At 64.4% G+C, this 19,737-nt stretch carries 13 protein-coding genes; 3 read left to right on the forward strand and 10 right to left on the reverse strand.

From position 1 onward, the window contains the following. Positions 1–5 precede the first annotated feature (5 nt). The 7 genes from SALLO_RS0112755 to SALLO_RS0112785 all read right to left on the reverse strand — a co-directional run bounded on the left by SALLO_RS0112755 (position 6) and on the right by SALLO_RS0112785 (position 9,987). Complete coding sequence (locus tag SALLO_RS0112755) at positions 6–1,136, reverse strand: metal ABC transporter permease (RefSeq protein WP_022836696.1); 1,131 nt, start codon at positions 1,134–1,136, stop codon at positions 6–8. Positions 1,137–1,213: 77 nt separating this feature from the next. After that, a complete protein-coding gene (locus tag SALLO_RS17110; RefSeq protein ID WP_022836697.1) occupies positions 1,214–1,999 on the reverse strand; it encodes a metal ABC transporter ATP-binding protein in 786 nt (261 codons plus the stop codon). Then, complete coding sequence (locus SALLO_RS17115) at positions 1,996–2,994, reverse strand: metal ABC transporter solute-binding protein, Zn/Mn family (protein ID WP_022836698.1); 999 nt, start codon at positions 2,992–2,994, stop codon at positions 1,996–1,998. Before SALLO_RS17115 ends, SALLO_RS17110 begins: the two co-directional genes overlap by 4 nt. A 530-nt stretch (positions 2,995–3,524) precedes the next feature. Beyond that, positions 3,525–7,286, reverse strand: a complete 3,762-nt coding sequence (metH, locus tag SALLO_RS0112770; protein ID WP_022836699.1) for a methionine synthase — start codon at positions 7,284–7,286, stop codon at positions 3,525–3,527. 93 nt (positions 7,287–7,379) lie between these two features. Continuing rightward, on the reverse strand, positions 7,380–7,874 hold the full coding sequence (locus tag SALLO_RS0112775; protein WP_022836700.1) for a GAF domain-containing protein: 495 nt from the start codon (positions 7,872–7,874) through the stop codon (positions 7,380–7,382). Between the two features lie 95 nt (positions 7,875–7,969). Then, a complete protein-coding gene (locus SALLO_RS17120; protein ID WP_051141386.1) occupies positions 7,970–8,521 on the reverse strand; it encodes a hypothetical protein in 552 nt (183 codons plus the stop codon). Positions 8,522–8,667: 146 nt separating this feature from the next. Continuing rightward, positions 8,668–9,987 (reverse strand): metallophosphoesterase family protein, encoded by a 1,320-nt coding sequence (locus tag SALLO_RS0112785; RefSeq protein ID WP_228702815.1) that lies wholly within the window; start codon positions 9,985–9,987, stop codon positions 8,668–8,670. Between the two features lie 170 nt (positions 9,988–10,157). On the opposite strand from SALLO_RS0112785, the gene SALLO_RS17125 reads away from it, so the two are divergent. Then, a complete protein-coding gene (locus tag SALLO_RS17125) occupies positions 10,158–12,698 on the forward strand; it encodes an efflux RND transporter permease subunit (protein ID WP_022836703.1) in 2,541 nt (846 codons plus the stop codon). A gap of 60 nt (positions 12,699–12,758) precedes the next feature. On the opposite strand, the gene SALLO_RS0112795 is transcribed toward SALLO_RS17125, so the two are convergent. Beyond that, the gene (locus tag SALLO_RS0112795) at positions 12,759–13,148 is read right to left on the reverse strand and encodes a DUF4783 domain-containing protein (protein WP_022836704.1); all 390 of its coding nucleotides are present in this window, start codon (positions 13,146–13,148) and stop codon (positions 12,759–12,761) included. Positions 13,149–13,340: 192 nt separating this feature from the next. Beyond that, a complete protein-coding gene (locus tag SALLO_RS0112800) occupies positions 13,341–14,525 on the reverse strand; it encodes a phosphopentomutase (protein ID WP_022836705.1) in 1,185 nt (394 codons plus the stop codon). A 266-nt stretch (positions 14,526–14,791) separates the two neighbouring features. On the opposite strand from SALLO_RS0112800, the gene SALLO_RS0112805 reads away from it, so the two are divergent. Both SALLO_RS0112805 and SALLO_RS0112810 read left to right on the forward strand, forming a co-directional pair. After that, positions 14,792–16,468 carry a S41 family peptidase gene (locus tag SALLO_RS0112805; protein WP_022836706.1) on the forward strand — a complete coding sequence of 559 codons (1,677 nt, stop codon included), beginning with the start codon at positions 14,792–14,794 and terminating at the stop codon, positions 16,466–16,468. Positions 16,469–16,610: 142 nt separating this feature from the next. Continuing rightward, positions 16,611–18,626, forward strand: coding sequence for a M1 family metallopeptidase (locus SALLO_RS0112810; protein WP_022836707.1), 2,016 nt, complete (start codon positions 16,611–16,613; stop codon positions 18,624–18,626). A 27-nt stretch (positions 18,627–18,653) separates the two neighbouring features. Here SALLO_RS0112810 and SALLO_RS17130 read toward each other — a convergent pair whose 3' ends face one another. Next, positions 18,654–19,682 carry a beta-ketoacyl-ACP synthase III gene (locus tag SALLO_RS17130; RefSeq protein ID WP_022836708.1) on the reverse strand — a complete coding sequence of 343 codons (1,029 nt, stop codon included), beginning with the start codon at positions 19,680–19,682 and terminating at the stop codon, positions 18,654–18,656. Positions 19,683–19,737: the final 55 nt, after the last annotated feature.

The following is a 19,737-nucleotide window of genomic DNA, read 5'->3' on the forward strand; positions in this document are numbered from 1 at the left end:
GCCGTTTATGTGGACAGGCGCCGTTCTTCAGCGAGGGTGCGGGCGTGGCGGGCGCCCGCGTCGGTGAGGCGCCAGCGTTGGGCGTTTTCCCGCGCCACGAAGCCTTCTTGCTCCAGTTGCGCAAGCGCGCGATGGGTGCGGCCCGCCCAAGCGTTCATGGCATCGAGGACGGATTCCGCATGGGCATACGTCGGGTCGTCGTGTTTCAGGGCGAGGGCGTAGAGGTCGAGCAATACCGTTTCACGGCGGAGGCGGCGCGCGTTCCGCCGGTCGCGCCACCACTGCCACAGCAAGCCCCGGTTCGGTGCGCCCAGGAGCGACACGGTCACAAGAATACCCATCCACAGCACGATGGTGGGACCGGTCGGCAGGTTTGGGATGGATGCGCTTGCCACGGCCCCACCCACGCCGCTTACCGCACCGAACGTTGCGGCTAGGCCCGTCATCACGCCAAGGCGGTCGGTCCACTGCCGGGCGGCGGCCGCTGGGGCGATGATAACAGCGCTCATTAGCACCACGCCCACCGTCTGCAATCCAATGACAATGGCGATGACGAGCAGCGTGGTGAGCAAGATGTCGAGCGTGCGCATCGGGAGGCCGAGGCTCGCCCCAAAGGCGCGGTCGAAGGCCAGTAGCTTGAACTCCTTCCAGAACAGGCCCATGACGAGCAGCGCTGTGCCGCCGAGCAGGGCCATCGTGACGACATCGCGTTCGATGAGGGCAGCGGCCTGGCCGAACAAAAAGGCATCCAGCCCGGCCTGGCTGGCGCCCGCGTGCCGCTGGATGTAGGTGAGCAGCACGAGCCCAAAACCAAAAAAGACGGCCAGCATGAGGGCGAGCGCGCTGTCGTACTTCACACGCGTTGTCTCGGTAACGCCGAGGATGGCAAGCGTGGCGATGACGCCCGCCGCACCGGCGCCCAGCATCAACACGATGGGCGCCTTGCTTCCCGTCAGTAGAAAGGCGAGCGCGATACCGGGCAGCGCGGCGTGGGAGATAGCATCGCCCAGCAAGCTCTGCCCGCGCAGCACGGCGTACGTGCCCAGCCCGCCCCCCACGATGCCGAGCGTGGCCGCGCCGAGCGCCACGGTGCGCAGCGTGTAGTTGAACAGCAGTTCGTGGAGAAGGTCGAGCATTTATCTGCGATGGTTTCTGTACCGCCGAGGGTTCGAACACGCTCGGCTATCGGAATTCGTCACCCCAGCGGCCCGCGTCACGCCGCGGCCTCGGAAGACGGATCGGAGGCGACTTCGCCCTGCTGCTGGCGCAGGAAGCCGACGCGTCCGCCGTAGGTGAGGCGCAGGTTGTCTTCGGTGAAGACGTCCTCGACCGGCCCGCTGGCAATACGCCGCACGTTCAGCAGCATCACGTGATCGAAGTACTCCGCCACCGTTTGCAGGTCGTGGTGGACGACGATGACGGTGCAGCCGCGCTCGCGGAGTTCGCGGAGCAGGTCGATGATGGCGCGCTCGGTGGTAGCATCGACGCCCTGCAGGGGCTCGTCCATGAAGTAGAGATCGGCATCCTGAACGAGGGCGCGGGCGAGGAAGACGCGCTGCTGCTGCCCGCCGGACAGCTGACTGATCTGCCGGTCGGCGTAGTCGAGCATCCCCACTTTGTCGAGCGCAGCGCGGGCCTGCTCGCGTTCCTTGCTGCCGGGCCGGCGGAACCACCCGAGCCGACCGTAGAGGCCCATCATCACGACGTCGAGGGCGTGCGTGGGGAAGTCCCAATCCACGCTGCCACGCTGCGGGACGTAGCCCACGCGGTCGCGCTGCGTGGCGTATGGAGCGCCGAAGATGCGCACCTGCCCGGCCGCGGGCTCCACGAGACCAAGGATCGTCTGGATGAGTGTGGTCTTCCCGGCGCCGTTGGGGCCCACGATGCCCATCAGCGTGCTGGCAGGCACGTCCAGGTCAATATCCCACAGCACAGGATCCTCGCGGTAGGCCACGGTGAGGTCACGGACGGCGAGGGCGGGTTCGGTGCGCTCGCTCATAGGTGCGTCGGGGTCGATGCATGAGGGGCCGCAGCGGAGGGGGCGGGCGTCGCCAGCAGGCCGCTGACGATCGTGTCGATGTTGTGCCGCACCGCGCCGATGTAGGTACCTTCGGGCGTCCCGCGGTTGCCCAGCGCATCGCCGTAGAGCGTGCCGCCCACCTCTACCTGAAAGCCTTTGGCCGCCACCGCTTCCTGCACGGCCTGGATGCCGCGCGGCGAGACGGAGGTCTCCACAAAAATCGCGGGGATCCTGCGCTCCGCAACAAACTGGGCGAGGGCCTGCACGTCGGCGGCGCCGGCCTCGGTGGCTGTGGAGATGCCCTGCAAGCCGCGGACTTCGATGTCGTACGCGCGCCCAAGGTAGCTAAAGGCATCGTGCGAGGTGATGAGGACGCGGCGCTCGGAGGGAATGTGCTGCACCTGCCGGGTCACGTACTGGTCGAGGCTGTCGAGGCGCTGGGCATACGCTGCAGCGCGGGCGCGGTAGGCCGCGGCGCGGGCGGTATCTTTCGCGGCCAGCACCGCGCCTACATGCCGCGCCGCACGCGCCCAGAGCTCTACGTCAAACCACACATGCGGATCATGATTGCCAACATACTCTTCGGATCCGATGCGCAGCGACTCCGGCACGGCGTCATCGGCAATCGCGGAGGTTGTGAGGCCGCGCTGCTGCATCTGCGCGAAGACCTCCGTCATCTTGCCTTCGAGGTCGAGCCCGTTGTAGAGCACCACGTCGGCCTGGGCCATGCGTTGGACGTCGCCCTCGCTGGCTTTGTAGAGATGAGGGTCGACGCCTGGCCCCATCAGCGTGGTGAGCTCCACGCGGTCGCCGGCGATCTGCCGGACGAGGTCGCCAATGATGTTGGTCGTCGCCACCACCTGCATTTTGCGCTCGGAGAAGTCGGCGGGCCCCTGCTCAGACGCGGGCTGCGCGCATCCGGTTAGTAGCAGGACGAGGGCGCTCGCCGTGCACCATCGACGCAAAAAAGACATAGACACGATTTAGACTTTAGTTGCCGGAGGACAATGCGCAGGCGGCGCCGTTGGGTTGCTTGGGCAACACAGCGCGATGCTTTAGCCTACGCTAAATTAAAGCGCATGGGCACAGGTACAGACCCGTCTGGGGTTTTGTTCGGGCCGGTGCGTATGGCGTAGCACCTTCGAAGCGGAGCGCCGGATGGTAGGATGAGCGTCATGTTTCCTCAACGCTTCGTTTCCGCATGTATCCGAGTGCGGATCCGCTTCCGACATGGAACCGAAATTAGACGCTCCCTCAAAACCCTTCGCGGGCCGCGCTGGGTGGAGGAGCCGGTGCGGCTGGGATGTTGCAGTGCTGTCTGCTGCAGCTGCCTAAAGCCCCGCGCCGCCGCAGATCGCGCGCAGCACGCACTCGTAACCGCTACGGCCACTCCCCGCTTTACAGGCTTTCGCCTTGATGCCAGCGACGGGGCCTATCTAGACGGTGCCTGGTTACCGCTGAGTCTCGGGCGAGAGGCGGGCACCAGCGTACGCTTTTTGATCGGCTACGCGGCCCGCTCTACTACAGGTTCCGGTTGCTCCTTCGGCTCGTACGCCAGCCGGTCGGCCAGCCAGCGCTCAACCTCCGCGACGGGCATGTTTTTGCGTTCGGCGTAGTCTTCGATCTGGTCGCGCTGAAAGGTGCCGGCGTTGTAATAGCTCGCCTCCGGGTGCGCGAAGTAGATCCCGCAGACCGACGCCCCCGGGTGCATCGCCAGGTTTTCGGTGAGGCGGATGCCCGTGTGCTTCTCCACGCCCAAGAGGTCCCACAGCAGCGGCTTTTCCGTGTGATCGGGGCACGCCGGGTAGCCGGGGGCCGGACGGATGCCGCGGTACTTTTCACGAACGAGCGCCTCGTTGTCGAAGTCCTCGTCCGGCGCGTAGCCCCAGTAGTCGACGCGCACTTGCTCGTGCAGGTACTCGGCAAATGCCTCCGCTAGCCGGTCGGACAGGGCTTGCATCATGATGGCGTTGTAGTCGTCGCCGGCTGCCTTGTGCTTGGCGACAATCTCGTCGGCCCCGAGGCCGCCGGTGACGGCGAACGCCCCGATGTAGTCGGCCACGCCGGAGGCTTTCGGCGCGACGAAATCGGCCAGGGCGCGGTTGGGGCGGTCGCCCGTTTTTTCGGTCTGTTGGCGGAGCGTGTGCAGCGTGGTTGCGACGTCCGTGCGCGTGTCATCGGTGTACACTTCAATGTCGTCTCCCACGGCATTCGCCGGGAAGAGGCCGATGATGCCGTTGCACGTAAGCGCTCGCCGCCGGGCGAGGTCGTCCAGCATGGCATTCGCGTCCTCGTAGAGCTTGCGCGCCTCTGCCCCCTTCTCCTCGTCCTCAAAGATGCGTGGGTACTTCCCGCTGAGGTCCCACGCGATAAAGAACGGCGTCCAGTCGATGTAATCGCGCAGCGTATCGATGGGCACTTTCGGAAAAACCGTTGTACCCAGCTTGTTGGGCGTGGTGATGGGCACGTCGTTCCAGTCGGATGTGAACCGGTTGGCGCGCGCTTCCTCGATGGGCAGGAACGTCTTTCGTCGTCCGCCCCGGTTGTGCCGCTCGCGCAGCGTTTCGTACCGTTCATCGACCTCACGCAGGAAGGTGTCGCGCAGGTTTTCGGCCACGAGGTTGCCGGCCACGTTCACGCTTCGCGACGCATCGAGCACGTGCACGACGGGGCCGCTGTAGTGCTGCGCAATCTTGACGGCCGTGTGGATCTCGGAGGTTGTCGCCCCGCCAATGAGCAGCGGGATGTCGAAGCCCTCACGCTCCATCTCTTTCGCCACGTGTACCATCTCGTCGAGCGACGGCGTGATGAGCCCCGAGAGGCCGATGATGTCGACATCGTGCTTCCGCGCTTCCTCCAGAATTTTCTGCGCGGGCACCATCACGCCAAGGTCTACAACCTCATAGCCGTTGCACTGCAGCACCACGCCTACGATGTTCTTGCCGATGTCGTGCACGTCGCCCTTCACGGTGGCAAGCAGCACCTTGGCATTGTCGGTATCCTCGCGCGGATCTTCACCGGCGGCTGCGCGGCGGGCGTCTTCGGCGGCGTTGGCCTCTTCGATGTACGGCTGCAGGTAGCCCACCGCCTTCTTCATTACCCGTGCGCTCTTTACAACCTGCGGCAGAAACATCTTGCCATCGCCAAACAGGTCGCCCACCACATCCATTCCGTCCATGAGCGGCCCTTCGATGACTTCGAGGGGCGACGGGTACTTCTGCCGGGCCTCCTCGGCGTCGTCAACGATGTGCTCAATGATGCCTTTCACAAGCGCGTGCTCAATCCGATCCTCGACGGGCGCGTCGCGCCACGCGGCGGTCTCTTCTTCAACGTCGCGGTCATCGTCCTGCGCGGCAATTTCTTCGGCTAGGTCCACGAGCCGCTCGGTGGCATCGTCGCGGCGATTGAAGTAGACGTCCTCAATCCGCTCGCGCAGCTCGTCGTCGATCGCGTCGTACACCTCAATCTGTCCGGCGTTGACGATGGCCATGTCCATTCCACGCTTGATCGCGTGGTACAGAAAAATGGTGTGCATGGCCTCGCGGACGCGGTTGTTGCCGCGAAACGAGAAGCTGATGTTGCTCAGCCCGCCGCTCACCTTGGCATGCGGCAGGTTGTTCTTGATCCACTCCGTGGCGCGCAAGAAGTCGCGGGCATACTCGCGGTGCGCTTCAATGCCGGTGGCCACGGCGAAAATGTTGGGGTCGAAGATGATGTCCTGCGGCGGGAAGCCGACCCTGTCGACGAGCAGATGGTAGGCCCGCTCACAGATTTCAATCTTGCGCTCGTACGTGTCGGCCTGGCCGTCCTCATCGAAAGCCATCACAATGGCGGCCGCGCCAAACTGCTGGCAGCGACGGGCGTGCGCAAGAAACTCGTCCTCGCCTTCTTTCAGTGAGATGGAGTTGACGATGGGCTTGCCCTGCACGCACTTCAGCCCCGCCGCAATCACGTCCCAGTTCGACGAGTCGATGACGATGGGCACGCGCGCAATGTCGGGCTCGGCGGCCACAAGGTTTAGGAACGTCGTCATGGCTTCGGGCCCGTCAATCATGCCCTCGTCCATGTTCACATCGATGAGCTGCGCGCCGTTCTCCACCTGCTGGCGCCCCACGCTCAGGGCCGTCTCGTAGTCGTCGTTTTTGATGAGCCGCTTGAAGCGCGCCGAGCCCATCACGTTCGTCCGCTCGCCAATGTTGACGAAGTTCAGGTCGTCGCGCCAGACGAGCGGCTCCATCCCGCTAAGGCGCAGCCGAGCATCCGGCTCGGGGCGGGGGCGTGGTTCGTGCTCGGTGGCGACTTCGGCGAAGGCTTCGATGTGGTCGGGCGTCGTGCCGCAACAGCCGCCGATGATGTTGGTCCAGCCCTCCGACAGGTACGCGTCGAGCTGCTCCGCCATGAACTCCGGCGTCTCGTCGTATCCGCCAAATTCGTTCGGAAGGCCGGCGTTCGGGTAGAGGCTCGTGAACGTCTCGGCGCAGCCGGCGAGCTCCTCAATGAACGGGCGCATCTGCTTTGAGCCGAGCGCGCAGTTGAGCCCGACGCTCAAGAGGCCCGGCATGTGTTCGACGCTCGTGTAGAAGGCCTCCGGGGTTTGGCCGGAGAGCGTGCGCCCGCTCATGTCCGTGATGGTGCCGGAGATCATGACCGGCCACACCGTCGATCGCTCGTTAAACAGACGTTGCAGCGCAATCAGCGCGGCCTTGCAGTTGAGCGTATCGAAGACGGTTTCGACGAGAAAGAGGTCGACGCCGCCATCTGCGAGCCCGGCGGCCTGTTCGTAGTACGCGTCGGCAAGCGCGTCGAACGTAATTTCACGAAAGCCGGGGTCGTTTACGTCGGGCGATACCGAAAGGGTTTTGTTGGTCGGCCCCATGGCGCCGGCAACGAAGCGTGGCTTCGCGTCCGTCGAAAAGGCGTCGGCGGCCTCGCGGGCCACGCGGGCGCTGGCCACGTTCAGCTCGTAGGCCGCGTCCTGCAGGTTGTAATCGGCCTGGGCCACCGAGGTGCTGCTGAATGTGTTCGTCTCGATGATGTCGCTGCCCGCCCGCAGGTACTCGCGGTGAATGCCGCGGATGATGTCGGGCCGCGTGATGGAGAGCACGTCGTTATTGCCCTTCAGGTCGGCATCGACAGAAGCAAAGTGCTCGCCGCGGAAGTCGTCCTCGGTCAGGTCATGGCGCTGGATCATCGTGCCCATGGCGCCATCGAGCAGTAAGATGCGGCGGTTGAGGAGATGCGTAAGTGTACCGAGCGTATCGCGCATGCGTGCAGCAGTAAGGTGATGAAGCAAAAAGGACAGAAAGGGGGAGCCGTTGGCGCGCAGCGGTCTTCACCGCATGTCCCCTTCGGCAGGGAGTTAACGCTGCGGCGTATCGGCAAAGCGGGCGCCCAGCATTCGGCAGAGGTCTTCCAGCGCCTCTTGGTCGTCCGTATCAAACGCGGCGAGGTCGTCGGAGTCGATGTCGAGCACCGCGAGCAACTCGTCGTTTGGCGTAAGCACCGGCACCACCAGTTCCGACTGGGTGGACGACGAGCACGCGATGTGGTCCGGAACGGCCGTCACATCGGGCACAAGTTGCGTGCGCCGCGTGCGAGCCGCCGCGCCGCACACCCCGCGGTCGAACGGGATCTCAAGGCAGCCGTGGCCGCCCTGGTACGGGCCTACGAGCAGCCGTTCATGGCCCACGTTGCGATAGAAGCCCGTCCAGTGAAAGCGATCGAAGGCATGGTGCAGCTCACACGCCACCGTAGCCATGGCGGCGATCCAGTCGGTGGAGTCATCGAGAAGGGCCTCGATGCGAGCGCGCACGTCGCTGTAGGATGCAACAGAATCCGGGGCAGTAGTCGCCATAACGACAGAAAAGGGGAAGAAAGATCGCAAGCAGCGTACGGCGCGCCCAGGTGCGACGCGCCGTACGCTCCATGATCGGGCACGTCCAGCGCGGTTTAGATGCGGCTGTAGTGCTCATCGTCGTCCTCATCCGACGAGTCAATCATGTACTCATCGGTGGGCACCTCCAGGTAGTCCATGAGCCAGTCCAGCGCCCATACCTGGTTCTCCACGCCGCTCCACGGATAGCCGTGCTCCACGACATCAGCCACCGCTTCCCAGTCCACCGTCCAGTCTTTGTAGACGTGGAAGGAAAACTGCATGTTTTCGTCGGTGTTGAGCTCAAAGTAGAGCGCGCCCTCCTCGGGGTCATAAATCGACTCGGCACCGCCATCCTCGCGGGCCATTTCGGCGGCCATAACGATCAGTGGGACTTTGAACCGGTAGTCCATCCGCTCGACGCGTTTTGCCTGGCTGTTGAGGTAGTTTGCCAGCACCACGCAGCCGTCGCTGTATTCGAGGGCGGCCTCGGCCGCTTCGCGGGTGGGCTCGTCGGCGTCGATTTTGTCGAGCGCCGCCTCCACGAGGGCGCTTACGTCTACGGGGTCGTTGCTGGTCGTCGTATTTTCTTTGCGCGGAATGACGACGGTGTGCTCTTCGATGCTCACTGGTCTGATCTGTGGGTAAACGGTAGATGATGCACCTCGCGGTGCCTGAAGCAATGTGCAGCGGTAGATGCTGACATGTTAAAAGCTACAACCGGCAGCTTTCCCATCAGGTTCGGGGCGCGTGCGCGTCGCACAAATATTACAATTTAGGGCGTCGATGATTGGCGCTCGGGGGCCTGCTCGTGTTCGGCCTGAATGTCGAGGGCCGCATCGACGAGCTCGTCGGCGAGGGGCGCGAGCTCATCGTGCTGTTGGATGTACTGGCGCAGGGCCGATGCGAGGTCGTCGTCGCGCTTCACGTGGGTTCGGCGTTTGCGCTCGGTGGCCTCTACCTGCCGCTCGATGGCCGCGATGGTATGGGCCGGGGCAAGGGCCTCCCGGAGCCGCTGATGATCGATGGCGGTAAGCTGCGATTCGTCGACGCGGTACCGAACGCGCACAATGGCGTCGGCAATGTCGCGGGCCGCGATGGCGCGCACGATGGCATCGGTCGGGTCGGGCGTATCGGTGGCATCCACCCTGAGGGCCACAAACGGCCGGGCCGGGGTTTCGACATGCGTGCACGTCGCCGCAGGGGTACGGCCGGGGGCCAGGTCAACCATGTAGAAGCCCTTCGGGTCGTCGCGCTCTTTAAACGTCACCCGTTCAATGCTTCCGCTATACACCACCGGCACGGTGCCGTGCGCATTCCGGTTTTGGGCATGGTGGATGTGCCCAAGCGCCACGTAGTCGATGGGCGGCACCGCCAGCTGGCTGACGGCAAACTTGGGTTCTTGCGCAATCAGGCTGGTGCGCTCGGAGCCGGCCATCGTGGCGCCCTGCACCGTCACGTGGCCCACAAGAATCGTGGGGCGGGTGGGCGAGAGCGCGACCGGCGAGCCATCGGCGCGCACGCCCTCGGCCTCGTTTTGGATGTCGGCGGCGCGGCGCTGCACGTACGCCACGTACTGCTCCTCGATGAAGGCGCGCACGTCATCGGCGCTCATGGCGCGGTACTGCTCGCGCGAGAGGATGCGGCTGCGCACCGGCCACGGCAGCGGAATGACCTGCAGCGGGCCGCCGGGCGTATCGATGACCTGCACGGCCTCCGTGGGCGTGCGGTAGAAGTGCACGCGGCCCTCGATGTGCTCGAAGATGTCGAGCGACGAGGCGCGCCCGAAGGTCACGGGATGGTCGTGGTTGCCAATGACCATCACAATCGGGATGGCGGCCGCCGAGAGCGGTTGCAGGCACTCCGCCAGAATCTTTTGCTGCGTGGGCGTGGGGTCGACGGTGTGGTAGGCATCCCCCGCAAACACGAAGCAGTCGACCGACGCGTCGATGGCGTGTTGCACGGTGGCCTCCAGCGCGGCCCGCGTGTCCAGCAGGCGCGTGTTGAGGCCCGTCGCGCTGTCGCGGCGGCCGTACGTCTTCACGCCCAAATGCCAGTCGGCCGTGTGGAGAATGGTCATAGGAGAAGCAGGCATCAAACCAAACGATTGGGATATGCAGCACGTTTGAGGCGCGCGCTGGATTCGGAGGCCACGTGCCCCCGCACCAGATCGTTGCCCTCCACCGGCTGAATGTGACAAACGCGTGCGCCGGTGCGGCGTAGTAGCGCGTGGTTTGCCTCGTTTTTATGGACTGCCTGTGTGCTATGGATCGTCTCTTTCAGTCGCTTCGCCCGCTCATTCGCGCCGTCGTTCGCCATGCCGGATGGGTGGTGCTCGCCGCGCTTCTTCTCACGGCGGCCAGCTACCAGTTTGGCGCGCGCCACTTGCGCATCAACACCGACCTGGCCGAGCTGCTGCCCGATAGCTACCCGAGCGTGCAGGCGCTAGACACCCTGCGGGCCACAGTGGGCGGCGAGAGCGACGTCGCCGTGGGCATCAGTAGTCCGTCGTTTCAGGCAAACAAGCAGTTCGCCGAGGATCTCATTCCGCAGGCGCTCGCCCTGAAAGGCCCCGACGGGCGGCCGTTCTTGACGCGGGTGGAGTACACGCGCAACGTCGACTTTCTGAAAGACAATGCGCTGTACTTTGCGTCCTACCAGGAGCTGAACGAGACCGAGCAGTACCTGCGCGATCAGATCGAACAGGCGAAGCTTGAGGCCAACCCGTTCTATTTTTCGGTAGAAGAGGACGACGCCTCCGCCGATTCAACGGGCGAGGCCCTGCTGCAGTCGTACGAGCGCCTCGTGGGCACGCGCTACCCGGTGTCGGAGGATAGCACGACGATGGTGCTGCGCCTTTACCCGAGCGGCTCGCAAACCAACATCGGATACATCGACCGGCTGTACACCGCGCTCGACAGCCTCATCGCTCAGATGGAGCCGTCGTCGTATCATCCCCAAATGGAGGTGACCACCGCCGGGCGTATGCTGCGGCAGATGGTGGAGGTGCGCACCATCATCAACGACGTAACCGGTACGTTTGGGCTGGGTGCGCTGGCCGTGCTGCTGTTTGTCGTGTCGTACTTTCTGTACAAATCGTACACGGCGCGGGTGGGGCGTACCTGGACTGCCTCGGTGCTGCTGCGCGAGCTTTTTCGGGCGCCCATCATGGCGCTGGTTATCGCGGTGCCCCTGCTGATGAGCTTGCTGTGGGCGGGCGGCGTGGCGTACGCCTTGTTCGAGACGCTCAACCTCATGACGTCTACGCTTGGGCTGGTGTTGTTTGGACTGGGCATCGACTTCGGGATTCACTTCTACGGGCGCTACACCGAGGAGCGGGCCGAAGGGGCTCCGGTGACGGATGCCGCCGAGACGACCTTCGTGGCCACCGGACAGGCCATCGTCACGGGCGGGCTGACGACCGCGGCGGCGCTGTTCGTCCTCACGTTTGCCGACTTCAAAGGGTTTAGCCAGTTTGGGGCCGTCGCCAGTGCGGGCATTCTGTTCGCGCTGGTCACCATGACGCTCGTGATGCCGGCGCTCCTGGCGCTGTTTGAGCGCACCGGGTTGCTGAACCTGGAGACGGAGGCTGTGCGCGCCGTCCACAAGAACACCACCACACGATTTCCGGCCGCACGGCCCGTGGTGGTGGGCAGCCTGCTGGCCGTCGTTGCGGCGCTCGTGCTGCTGCCCCGGCTTGGCTTCCAGTACGACTTTGGGGCGCTGGAGCCGACGTACACGGCGTACGAGAAGCGATCGGCGCCTATCGATCGGGCGTTTAAGGACGACGGAAAGCGCAACCCGGCGTACATTGTGGCGGATAGCGCTGCGGCCGTCCCGGAGATTGTGGAGGCCGTGCGCGAGAAGATGCGCGCCGACACCACCTCGCCCACCATCCTGTCCGTCGAGAGCCTGCAAGAGCGCTTCCCGATCAGCGACGCGGCCCAGGCCCGCAAGCTGGCCCGCATCGACAGCATTCGCGCCCTGCTCAACAGCAAGTACCTGCAGGGCGAAGAGGGCGAGGCCATCCGTAAGTTGCGGCGCGCTGCGCAGACGCAAGCACCGATTGCGTTGAATCAGTTGCCCGCGTTTCTGCGCAAGCAGTTTACCACGAAGCAAGGCACGGTGGGCACGTTTGTGATGATCTACCCGTCGGTTGGCCTGTCCGACGGCCGAAAGTCTATTGCCTTTGCCAAGGACGTAGGCACCATCACAACCGACGCCGGCGCCACGTATCACGCAGCGTCCACCTCCATTGTGGCTGCGAACATGCTCATGCTGCTGCAAGACGAAGCGCCGTGGATGGTGGCCGCGGCCTTCGGGCTGGTAGCGCTCTTGATGCTGCTCAACTTCCGATCGTGGAAATGGGCGGGCCTGGCGCTCGTGCCGCTGGTGATTGGGCTCCTCTGGATGACGCTGGCGATGGAGGTGTTTGGCCTGATGCTGAATTTCTACAACATGATCGTGCTGCCGGCGGTGCTAGGAATTGGCAACGACGCGGGCGTGCACCTGGTGCACCGATACCATGAGGAGGGCTGGGGATCGATTCGTGCCGTGATTCGGTCGACCGGCGAGCACGTAACCATGAGCTCGCTGACAACCATGATGGGCTTTGGCGGGCTCATCCTCAGCTTCCACCCGGGGCTGCGCTCCATCGGGTTGCTGGCCGTTACCGGCATTGGAGCCACGCTGCTGGCTGCGGTTCTCTTTCTGCCGGCGCTCTTGCAATGGTTGGAAGACCGCGGGGCGAGTCCGCACGCGCCGCCCACAGAGAACGCGTCGGAGGCGGCGGCACGGGCGGCTTAGGCGCTGTTTGGCAGAACATGCTGGCGCTGGGTGCGGCCGCTTCCGCTCGCTTTTCCGCGCTCAGCGCGGCGGGACGACGTGCAGCGCGTCGAGGCGCCAGGTGCGGTCGCGTTTCTGGAAGCGCAGGTAGAACGTAAGCGGCGGGCCGCGCCGCCGCTCGTAACGGGCCACGAGCAGGCCGCGGGCGTCCATCCAGCGCACCGTTTGCACGACCACCTGCTGCGCCGGGTGACGATCTACAAAGGCCTGCAGGACGTGCGTGGCTTGCTGCCGGCTGTAGACGCTGTGCGATCCGTTCACGCTCACGTTTACCCGATCGGCGGCCCGGTTGAGCACAGCCGCCATGTTCTCTTGCGCGAGCGCCGCGGTGAGGGTGTTCACGAAGGAGGGCGGCGGGGCATCGGCAGACTGCGCGTGCCCGGGCGGCAGGGTAGCGCTCAGCCAGAACATCAGACAACATGCCCACCGCATAGCGCGCATCAATTCTGCCAAAGTAGCCCGTGACATATGCCCTCCCCCGCGGTGCCGGTGTGGCGATACGGCGGGGCTTGCTCACAGGATGCGCAAGAAGTAGGCCATGCCCGCTGCGTTCACCACGCGGCCCGCGCTGTCCTTGAAACGATACAGCCGGTGTGTAGCGCGTCACACAGGCAGGAACGGCGTGCCGGGTACAGCATCCGCGGGAAGGTCGAAGTAGCGGGCGACGGTTGCCGCGTGATCGTTGAACGAGGCGCGAAGCCCCAGGTCCGCGCCGTTGCCTTCAATGCGGTGATGGTAAGCGAGCAGCGGCACAAACTCGCGGCTATGGTCGGTGCTGCCGGTGGTGGGGTCGTTGCCGTGGTCGGCCGTGATGACGAGCACGCCGGACTCCGGCAGCGCCCGTATGATGTCGGGCAGCGCCGCATCGAACGCTTCCAGCGCGGTGGCAAACCCGGCCGGGTCGTTGCGGTGGCCGTAGGCCTGATCGAAGTCGATGAGGTTGGCCCAGAGGAAGGTGGGCGCGGGGTCTGCCGCATAGGCGTGCAGGCAATTCGTGATGACCTCGATGCCGTGCGCATTTGACGTGGTTTTGAGCATTTCATCGAAGCCCTCGCGCGCGAAGAGGTCGGCAATTTTCCCGATCGAAACGGTGTGCACGCCGGCCGCTTGCAGATGCTCGTGCAGCGGGGTGTCCTCGGGGCGGCGGGCGAAGTCGCGGCGCTCGGACGAGATGCGCTCATAGTTGCCGGGCGAACCGACGAAGGGGCGGGCAATGACGCGGCCCACGGCGTGGGGCCCCACGCACACCTCGCGGCGCGCGATCCGGCACAGCTCGTACAGCCGATCCAGCGGGATCACGTCTTTGTGCGCGGCGATCTGAAAGACGCTATCGGCCGAAGTGTACACGATGGGCTGCCCGGTGGCCGCGTGCTCGGGCCCCAGCTCCTCAATGATGACCGTGCCCGAGGCCGCCTTATTCCCGAGCACGCCATCGCAGCCCGTGGCGTCTGTAAAGGCGTCAATGACGGCGGGTGGAAAGCCCTCGGGGTACGTAGGAAAGGGCGCGTCGAGTTGCAAGCCGGCCAGCTCCCAGTGGCCGGTGGTGCTGTCCTTCCCGGCCGACACTTCCCGCATGCGGCCAACATGCGCCTGCGGGCGCTCGGCGGCCGGAACGCCCGCAAGGGGGGCAATGCGCCCAAGGCCCAGGGCTGTCAGATGCGGAAGATGGGGCTCCTGCTCGGCGCATACGTGCGCCAGCGTGTTGCTGCCGGCATCGCCGTACTCATCGGCGTCGGGTTGGGCGCCAATGCCTACACCGTCCAGTACAATCGTAAGAAATACGCTCATGCAGTCCGTTGATGGATGAAAGAAGCACGTCGAACCGAACGCTGCGCGCAGCCGCTGAAGCACGTTCTGGTAGCTCCGCGGCCCGAGGCAGCGCGAAAAGTAAAAAGGGAACCCTCATACCCACGGCTTGAACGTGCGTTCGGCAACAAAACCGATACGCCGTGCAACAAAAAAACCGGGCGCTGCTTATTAAACAGGCAATAAAGCACCGGTGCACGGTCGAAAAACACTGCACCACCCCTTTTTACCGATTGCGTCTGCCGTCTATGAAGCGTCTCAGCAAGTACTACATCCTTCCGGCCATCGCACTCGTGCTCCTCGGTGCGGTGCTTGGGGTACAGATGGAGAGTTACCTCTCCGACGATGATGCCTACAAATACCTCAAGAAGCTGGAGCAAGCATTCATCATCATCAACCGGAAGTACGTCGAACCGGTCCCGTCAAAGCAAATGGCGGCTTCGGGCATTGAAGGGATGCTCAACGAGCTCGACCCGCACTCCAGCTACATTCCGGCCGAAGAGGTGAAGGCGCTACGGCAAAGCTACCAGGGATCGTTTGGCGGCATCGGCATCATGTTCGAGATGGTGCGCGACACGGCGCGCGTCATTACGCCCATCGCCGGCGGGCCCAGCGAACGCCTCGGCATTCAGTCGGGCGATCGCATCGTTCAGATTGAAGACTCAACGGCCGTGGGGCTCTCGTCCACCGGCATCCAAAAGCGCTTGAAAGGGCCTATCGGGAGCGACGTAGAGATGACCGTGCTGCGCCCGAGCACCGAAAACACGATTGAGTTTACCATTGAGCGGGAAAAGATTCCGCTGTATTCGATCAACTCGTCGTACATGGTTGATGCTACCACCGGTTACATCAAGATTGACCGGTTTGCGATGACCACGCATAAGGAGTTCATGGAGAAGATGCAGGCGCTGCGAGACCAGGGCATGGAGCGCCTGCTGCTCGACCTGCGCGGCAACCCGGGCGGCATCATGCGGTCGGCGGTCGAAATTGCCGACGAAATGCTGGGGGCCGGCATGACGATTGTCGCTACGCGGGGCCGCGAAGATAGCATGGACCGGAGGTACCGCGCGAGCCCCGGCGGCGCCATTGAAGATATGCCCGTCATTGCGCTGGTGAATGAGGGCTCGGCATCGGCAAGTGAAATCCTGGCCGGGGCGCTGCAAGATCACGACCGGGCCCTGCTGGTGGGCCAGCGTACCTTTGGCAAAGCGCTGGTACAGAAGCAGTTCGAACTGTCGGACGGTAGCTTGCTGCAAATGACGGTGGGCCGGTACTACACGCCGGTGGGTCGTCTCATCCAGACGCCGTACAATGACGGCGATATGAAAGATTACTACAAGGAGAAGTTTGCCTCGTACGACGAGGCAACGTTCCACCCGGCCGAGTACCGCGAGAGCATCCCCGACTCGCTGGCCTACACCACCGATCACGGCCGTACGGTGTTTGGCGGTGGCGGCATCTTGCCTGACGTGGTGGTGCAGCCCGATACTGCATCGCTGGAGCGCTTCGTTGCCTCTACGAGTCTCGACTTTGCCTTTGTGCGTGAGTGGTTCCCCGAAAACGAGTTGGCGCTCCGCGAGACGTGGGGCGAGCGCGAAACGGCGTTCCTGAACACGTACGAAGTCCCGGCGCCCGTTTTGAACGACTTCTGGACGTTTGCAAAAGAGAACGGCCTGAAGCTCACGGCCGACTCGTCGAAGGCGGATGCCAGCGAGGGCGTCTTTTTGGCCTCGAAGGTGGAGGTGAGCGAGGCGTACGTGTCGGCCCGGCTGAAGGGCTACATTGGCCGTCAGCTCTTTGGAAGCCACCTTACCTATCGCATCTTTAACAAGGTGAATCCCACCTTCCAGAAAGCCATAACGCTGTGGCCGCGTGCCGAGAAGTTGTCTACCTACCACACGGCGGCGGCGATGCCACAACGCTGACGCGCATACTGTGCTGGTACTGCGTTGAAACGAGCGCCTGGGCGGCCCTGTGTTGCGTGGGCGCTCGACTATGTTAGGGAACCATTGGCCGCGGCGGACGCTTCGCAGATACGCCGTTTTCTGTTCATGTGCTCGCGTGCCGATGCGTCGTTTCCTGTGGTCGTTTCCACTCGTTTTTGTGCTGCTCGTTGGGTGTCGTTCGATGCCCCAAGCGGCGCAGCAAACCCAAATTCCCACGCCGCCCGCGGCTGCGTCGGCCGTCGAGGTCTCGCCCGATACCGGGGCCGCCCCCGCGGTGCGCCCGCCGGTGCCCGCGCCGGGGTTTCGGGAGGCCGTAGCCGCCGGAACCCGCACGACTACCGGGCGGCCGGGGCCCAACTACTGGCAGCAGCGGGCCGCCTACGATCTCACGGCGCGCCTCTATCCGTCCGAACACCGCCTGGACGGCACGGCACGCATCACGTACACGAACAACGCGCCCGACACGCTCAACACGCTGCTGCTGGAGCTGACGCTCAACCACCACAAGGCGGGCGTGGTGCGCAACGAGCCCGCCGCGCGTACCGGCGGGGTGCAGCTCCACAGCGTAGCCGTCAACGGCCAGCGCCTATCCGCCGATTCCGTGGAGGGGCCGCGCTACCGCGTGCAAAACACCAACCTCATCGTTGTGCCGCCGTCGCCGGTGCTGCCGGGGGCCACTACCGAGCTCACGGTGCGGTGGACGCTTCCTATCCCGCAACAGGGCGCGGGCGGCCGGATGGGCTACAGCCGGGACAACCTGTTCTTTTTGGCCTACTGGTATCCCATCATGGCGGTGTACGATGACGTCACGGGCTGGATGACCGATCCTTTTCGCGGCACGGCCGAGTTCTACTCCGATTTTGCCTCGTACGACATCACCGTTCACGCGCCCGAGGGGTGGGTGGTGCAAAGCACCGGCACGCTGCAGAATCCGGCGGCTGTATTCCCCCCGTCGGTGCGCGCGCGTCGGCAGCAGGCCTATGCCAGCGACATGCCGGTGCGTATCCTAACGCCCGATCAGCAGGCCACGGTGGATGCACCTTCCGATACGCTGCGGTGGCAGTTTGCCGCACAAAACGTGCGCGACGTCGCGTTTAGCCTCACGCGCGACGCGTTCTGGGATGCCGCCCGTACGCCGGTGGGCGACCGCGACGGCGACGGGCTTGTCGACTCGACACGCATCAATACCTTCTACCGCGAAACGGCTCCCAAGTGGACCGAGGTGACGCGCTATCAGCAGCACAGCATCACGCAGCATTCGGCGTACACCGGTATTCCCTACCCGTGGCCGCACATGACGGCGGTGGAGGGCGCAGGCATCATTGGCGGCGGCATGGAGTTTCCGATGATGACCCTCATGGGCGATTACAACGAACGCTCGGCCCGTGATCTGTATGCCGTTACGGCGCACGAGCTGGCCCACATGTGGGTGCCCATGATGGTGAGTACGAACGAGCGGCGTTACAGCTGGATCGACGAGGGCACCACCTCCTTCAGCGAAAATGTGGCGCGCAAGGATTTTTATGCGCAGAGCGATGCGTATGCCGCCGACCGTGCCGATTACGTGGCGTGGGCCACGAACGGTCACGAGGGCCCGCTCATGCGGTGGTCGGACTATCACTACAGCGGATCGGCCTTTGTTATCGCCTCCTACCGCAAGCCGGCGACGCTTTACGTGGCGCTGCGCGCGCTCCTGGGCACGGAGACGTTCAACGCGGCGTTTCAGGCCTTTCACCGGACGTGGGCGTACAAGCACCCGTACCCGAGCGATTTCTTTCACACGTTTGAGCGGGTAGCGGGCCGCGCGCTGGACTGGTTCTGGCGCAGCTGGTACTACGAAACGTGGACGCTTGACCATGCCATTGCCGGCGTGGAGCGCTCGGGGGGACAGGTGCGCGTGCAGCTGGAGGATCGCGGGCAAGCCTTCATGCCCACCCGCGTCACGCTCACGCTGCGTGATGGTACGACCCTGCAGCGCACGCTGCCGGTGCGTGTGTGGCTCTCGGGGCGCGATGCTGCAGCGCTTGTGGTGCAGGATGTCGACGCCTCGGCGGTAACCCGCGTGGAAATTGACGCGGCCCACGTCTTTCCCGACGTGGACCGCTCCAACAACGTGTGGACCGCCGCAAACGAGTGATCGCGGTCTGATGGACTGAAACGCAGCCTACGCCGTGTGGGCCTGTGCCGATGGAGCCGCTAGCGCAGGCACGTCGGTGGCCAGGTCTACGATGGCCGCGGCCCACGTAAGGCCCGCGCCAAATGCAACCAGGGCGAGGGTGTCGCCCGGCGCGATGCGTCCGCTCTGGAAGGCCTCCGAGAGGGCAATGGGCACCGTAGCGGCCGAGGTGTTGCCGTAGCGGTCGACGTTGATCATGACCTTCTCTTCGGGCAGGCCAAGCTCGGCGGCCGCGTAATCGATGATGCGCTTATTGGCCTGGTGCGGAACGAACAGGTCGATGTCGTCGGCGCTGCGGCCGGCCTTGTCGAGCGCCTGGGTTAGGGCCTCGCCCATGATGCGCGTGGCAAACTTGAAGACCTCGCGGCCATTCATCTTCACGTTCTGAAGGTTTGCATCGAGCGCTTCGTGCGACGTAGGTTGGGCCACGCCGCCGGCAGGCACAATGATGTGCTCGGCCCCCGATCCATCAGAGCCCAGCACGTGCGACTGCAGGCCGCAGGGTTCGCGCGTCGCCTGCACCACCACCGCGCCGGCGCCATCGCCGAAGAGAACGGCCGTGTCGCGGTTCTCCCAACTGAGCCACCGGCTGATGAGCTCGGCACCCACGACAAGGATCGTATCGTACGCGCCGGTCGAGATGAACTGCTGGGCCGTTACGAGGGCATAGATGAAGCCGGTGCACCCCACGGTAAGCTGCATGGCCCCCGCGTGGATGCCCAGGCCGTGCTGCACCTGGCTCGACACCGGCGGCGTCAGGTAATCGGGCGAAGAGGAGGCCACGAGCACCAAGTCGACGGCCGACGCGTCGACCCCGGCACAATCGAGCGCGCGCTGCCCGGCGGCTATGGACATGGTGGCGGTCGTTTCGTCGTCGCCAGCAAAGCGGCGCTCGCGAATCCCCGAGCGCGAGCGAATCCACTCGTCGCTGGTGTCCATGTGGGCGGCGAGGTCGTCATTGGTGACGACGTTGGGCGGGGCATAATGCCCCCAGCCGGTGATGCTTGCGTGCGGCATGGGATTGAAGTGTCGTGCGTGCAAAAACAAAGATGGAAGCGGTTCCAGCAGCGAT

Source organism: Salisaeta longa DSM 21114, assembly GCF_000419585.1.
Taxonomy (GTDB): domain Bacteria; phylum Bacteroidota; class Rhodothermia; order Rhodothermales; family Salinibacteraceae; genus Salisaeta; species Salisaeta longa.

Excerpts from the sequence above, each read along its gene's own strand:
- SALLO_RS17115 (WP_022836698.1), bottom strand. The coding sequence starts at position 2,994 with ATGTCTTTTTTGCGTCGATGGTGCACGGCGAGCGCCCTCGTCCTGCTA.
- SALLO_RS0112800 (WP_022836705.1), bottom strand. The coding sequence starts at position 14,525 with ATGAGCGTATTTCTTACGATTGTACTGGACGGTGTAGGCATTGGCGCC.
- SALLO_RS0112775 (WP_022836700.1), bottom strand. The coding sequence starts at position 7,874 with ATGGCGACTACTGCCCCGGATTCTGTTGCATCCTACAGCGACGTGCGC.
- SALLO_RS17130 (WP_022836708.1), bottom strand. The coding sequence starts at position 19,682 with ATGCCGCACGCAAGCATCACCGGCTGGGGGCATTATGCCCCGCCCAAC.
- metH (WP_022836699.1), bottom strand. The coding sequence starts at position 7,286 with ATGCGCGATACGCTCGGTACACTTACGCATCTCCTCAACCGCCGCATC.
- SALLO_RS17110 (WP_022836697.1), bottom strand. The coding sequence starts at position 1,999 with ATGAGCGAGCGCACCGAACCCGCCCTCGCCGTCCGTGACCTCACCGTG.
- SALLO_RS0112805 (WP_022836706.1), top strand. The coding sequence starts at position 14,792 with ATGAAGCGTCTCAGCAAGTACTACATCCTTCCGGCCATCGCACTCGTG.
- SALLO_RS0112810 (WP_022836707.1), top strand. The coding sequence starts at position 16,611 with ATGCGTCGTTTCCTGTGGTCGTTTCCACTCGTTTTTGTGCTGCTCGTT.
- SALLO_RS0112785 (WP_228702815.1), bottom strand. The coding sequence starts at position 9,987 with ATGCCTGCTTCTCCTATGACCATTCTCCACACGGCCGACTGGCATTTG.
- SALLO_RS0112755 (WP_022836696.1), bottom strand. The coding sequence starts at position 1,136 with ATGCTCGACCTTCTCCACGAACTGCTGTTCAACTACACGCTGCGCACC.
- SALLO_RS0112795 (WP_022836704.1), bottom strand. The coding sequence starts at position 13,148 with ATGTTCTGGCTGAGCGCTACCCTGCCGCCCGGGCACGCGCAGTCTGCC.
- SALLO_RS17125 (WP_022836703.1), top strand. The coding sequence starts at position 10,158 with ATGGATCGTCTCTTTCAGTCGCTTCGCCCGCTCATTCGCGCCGTCGTT.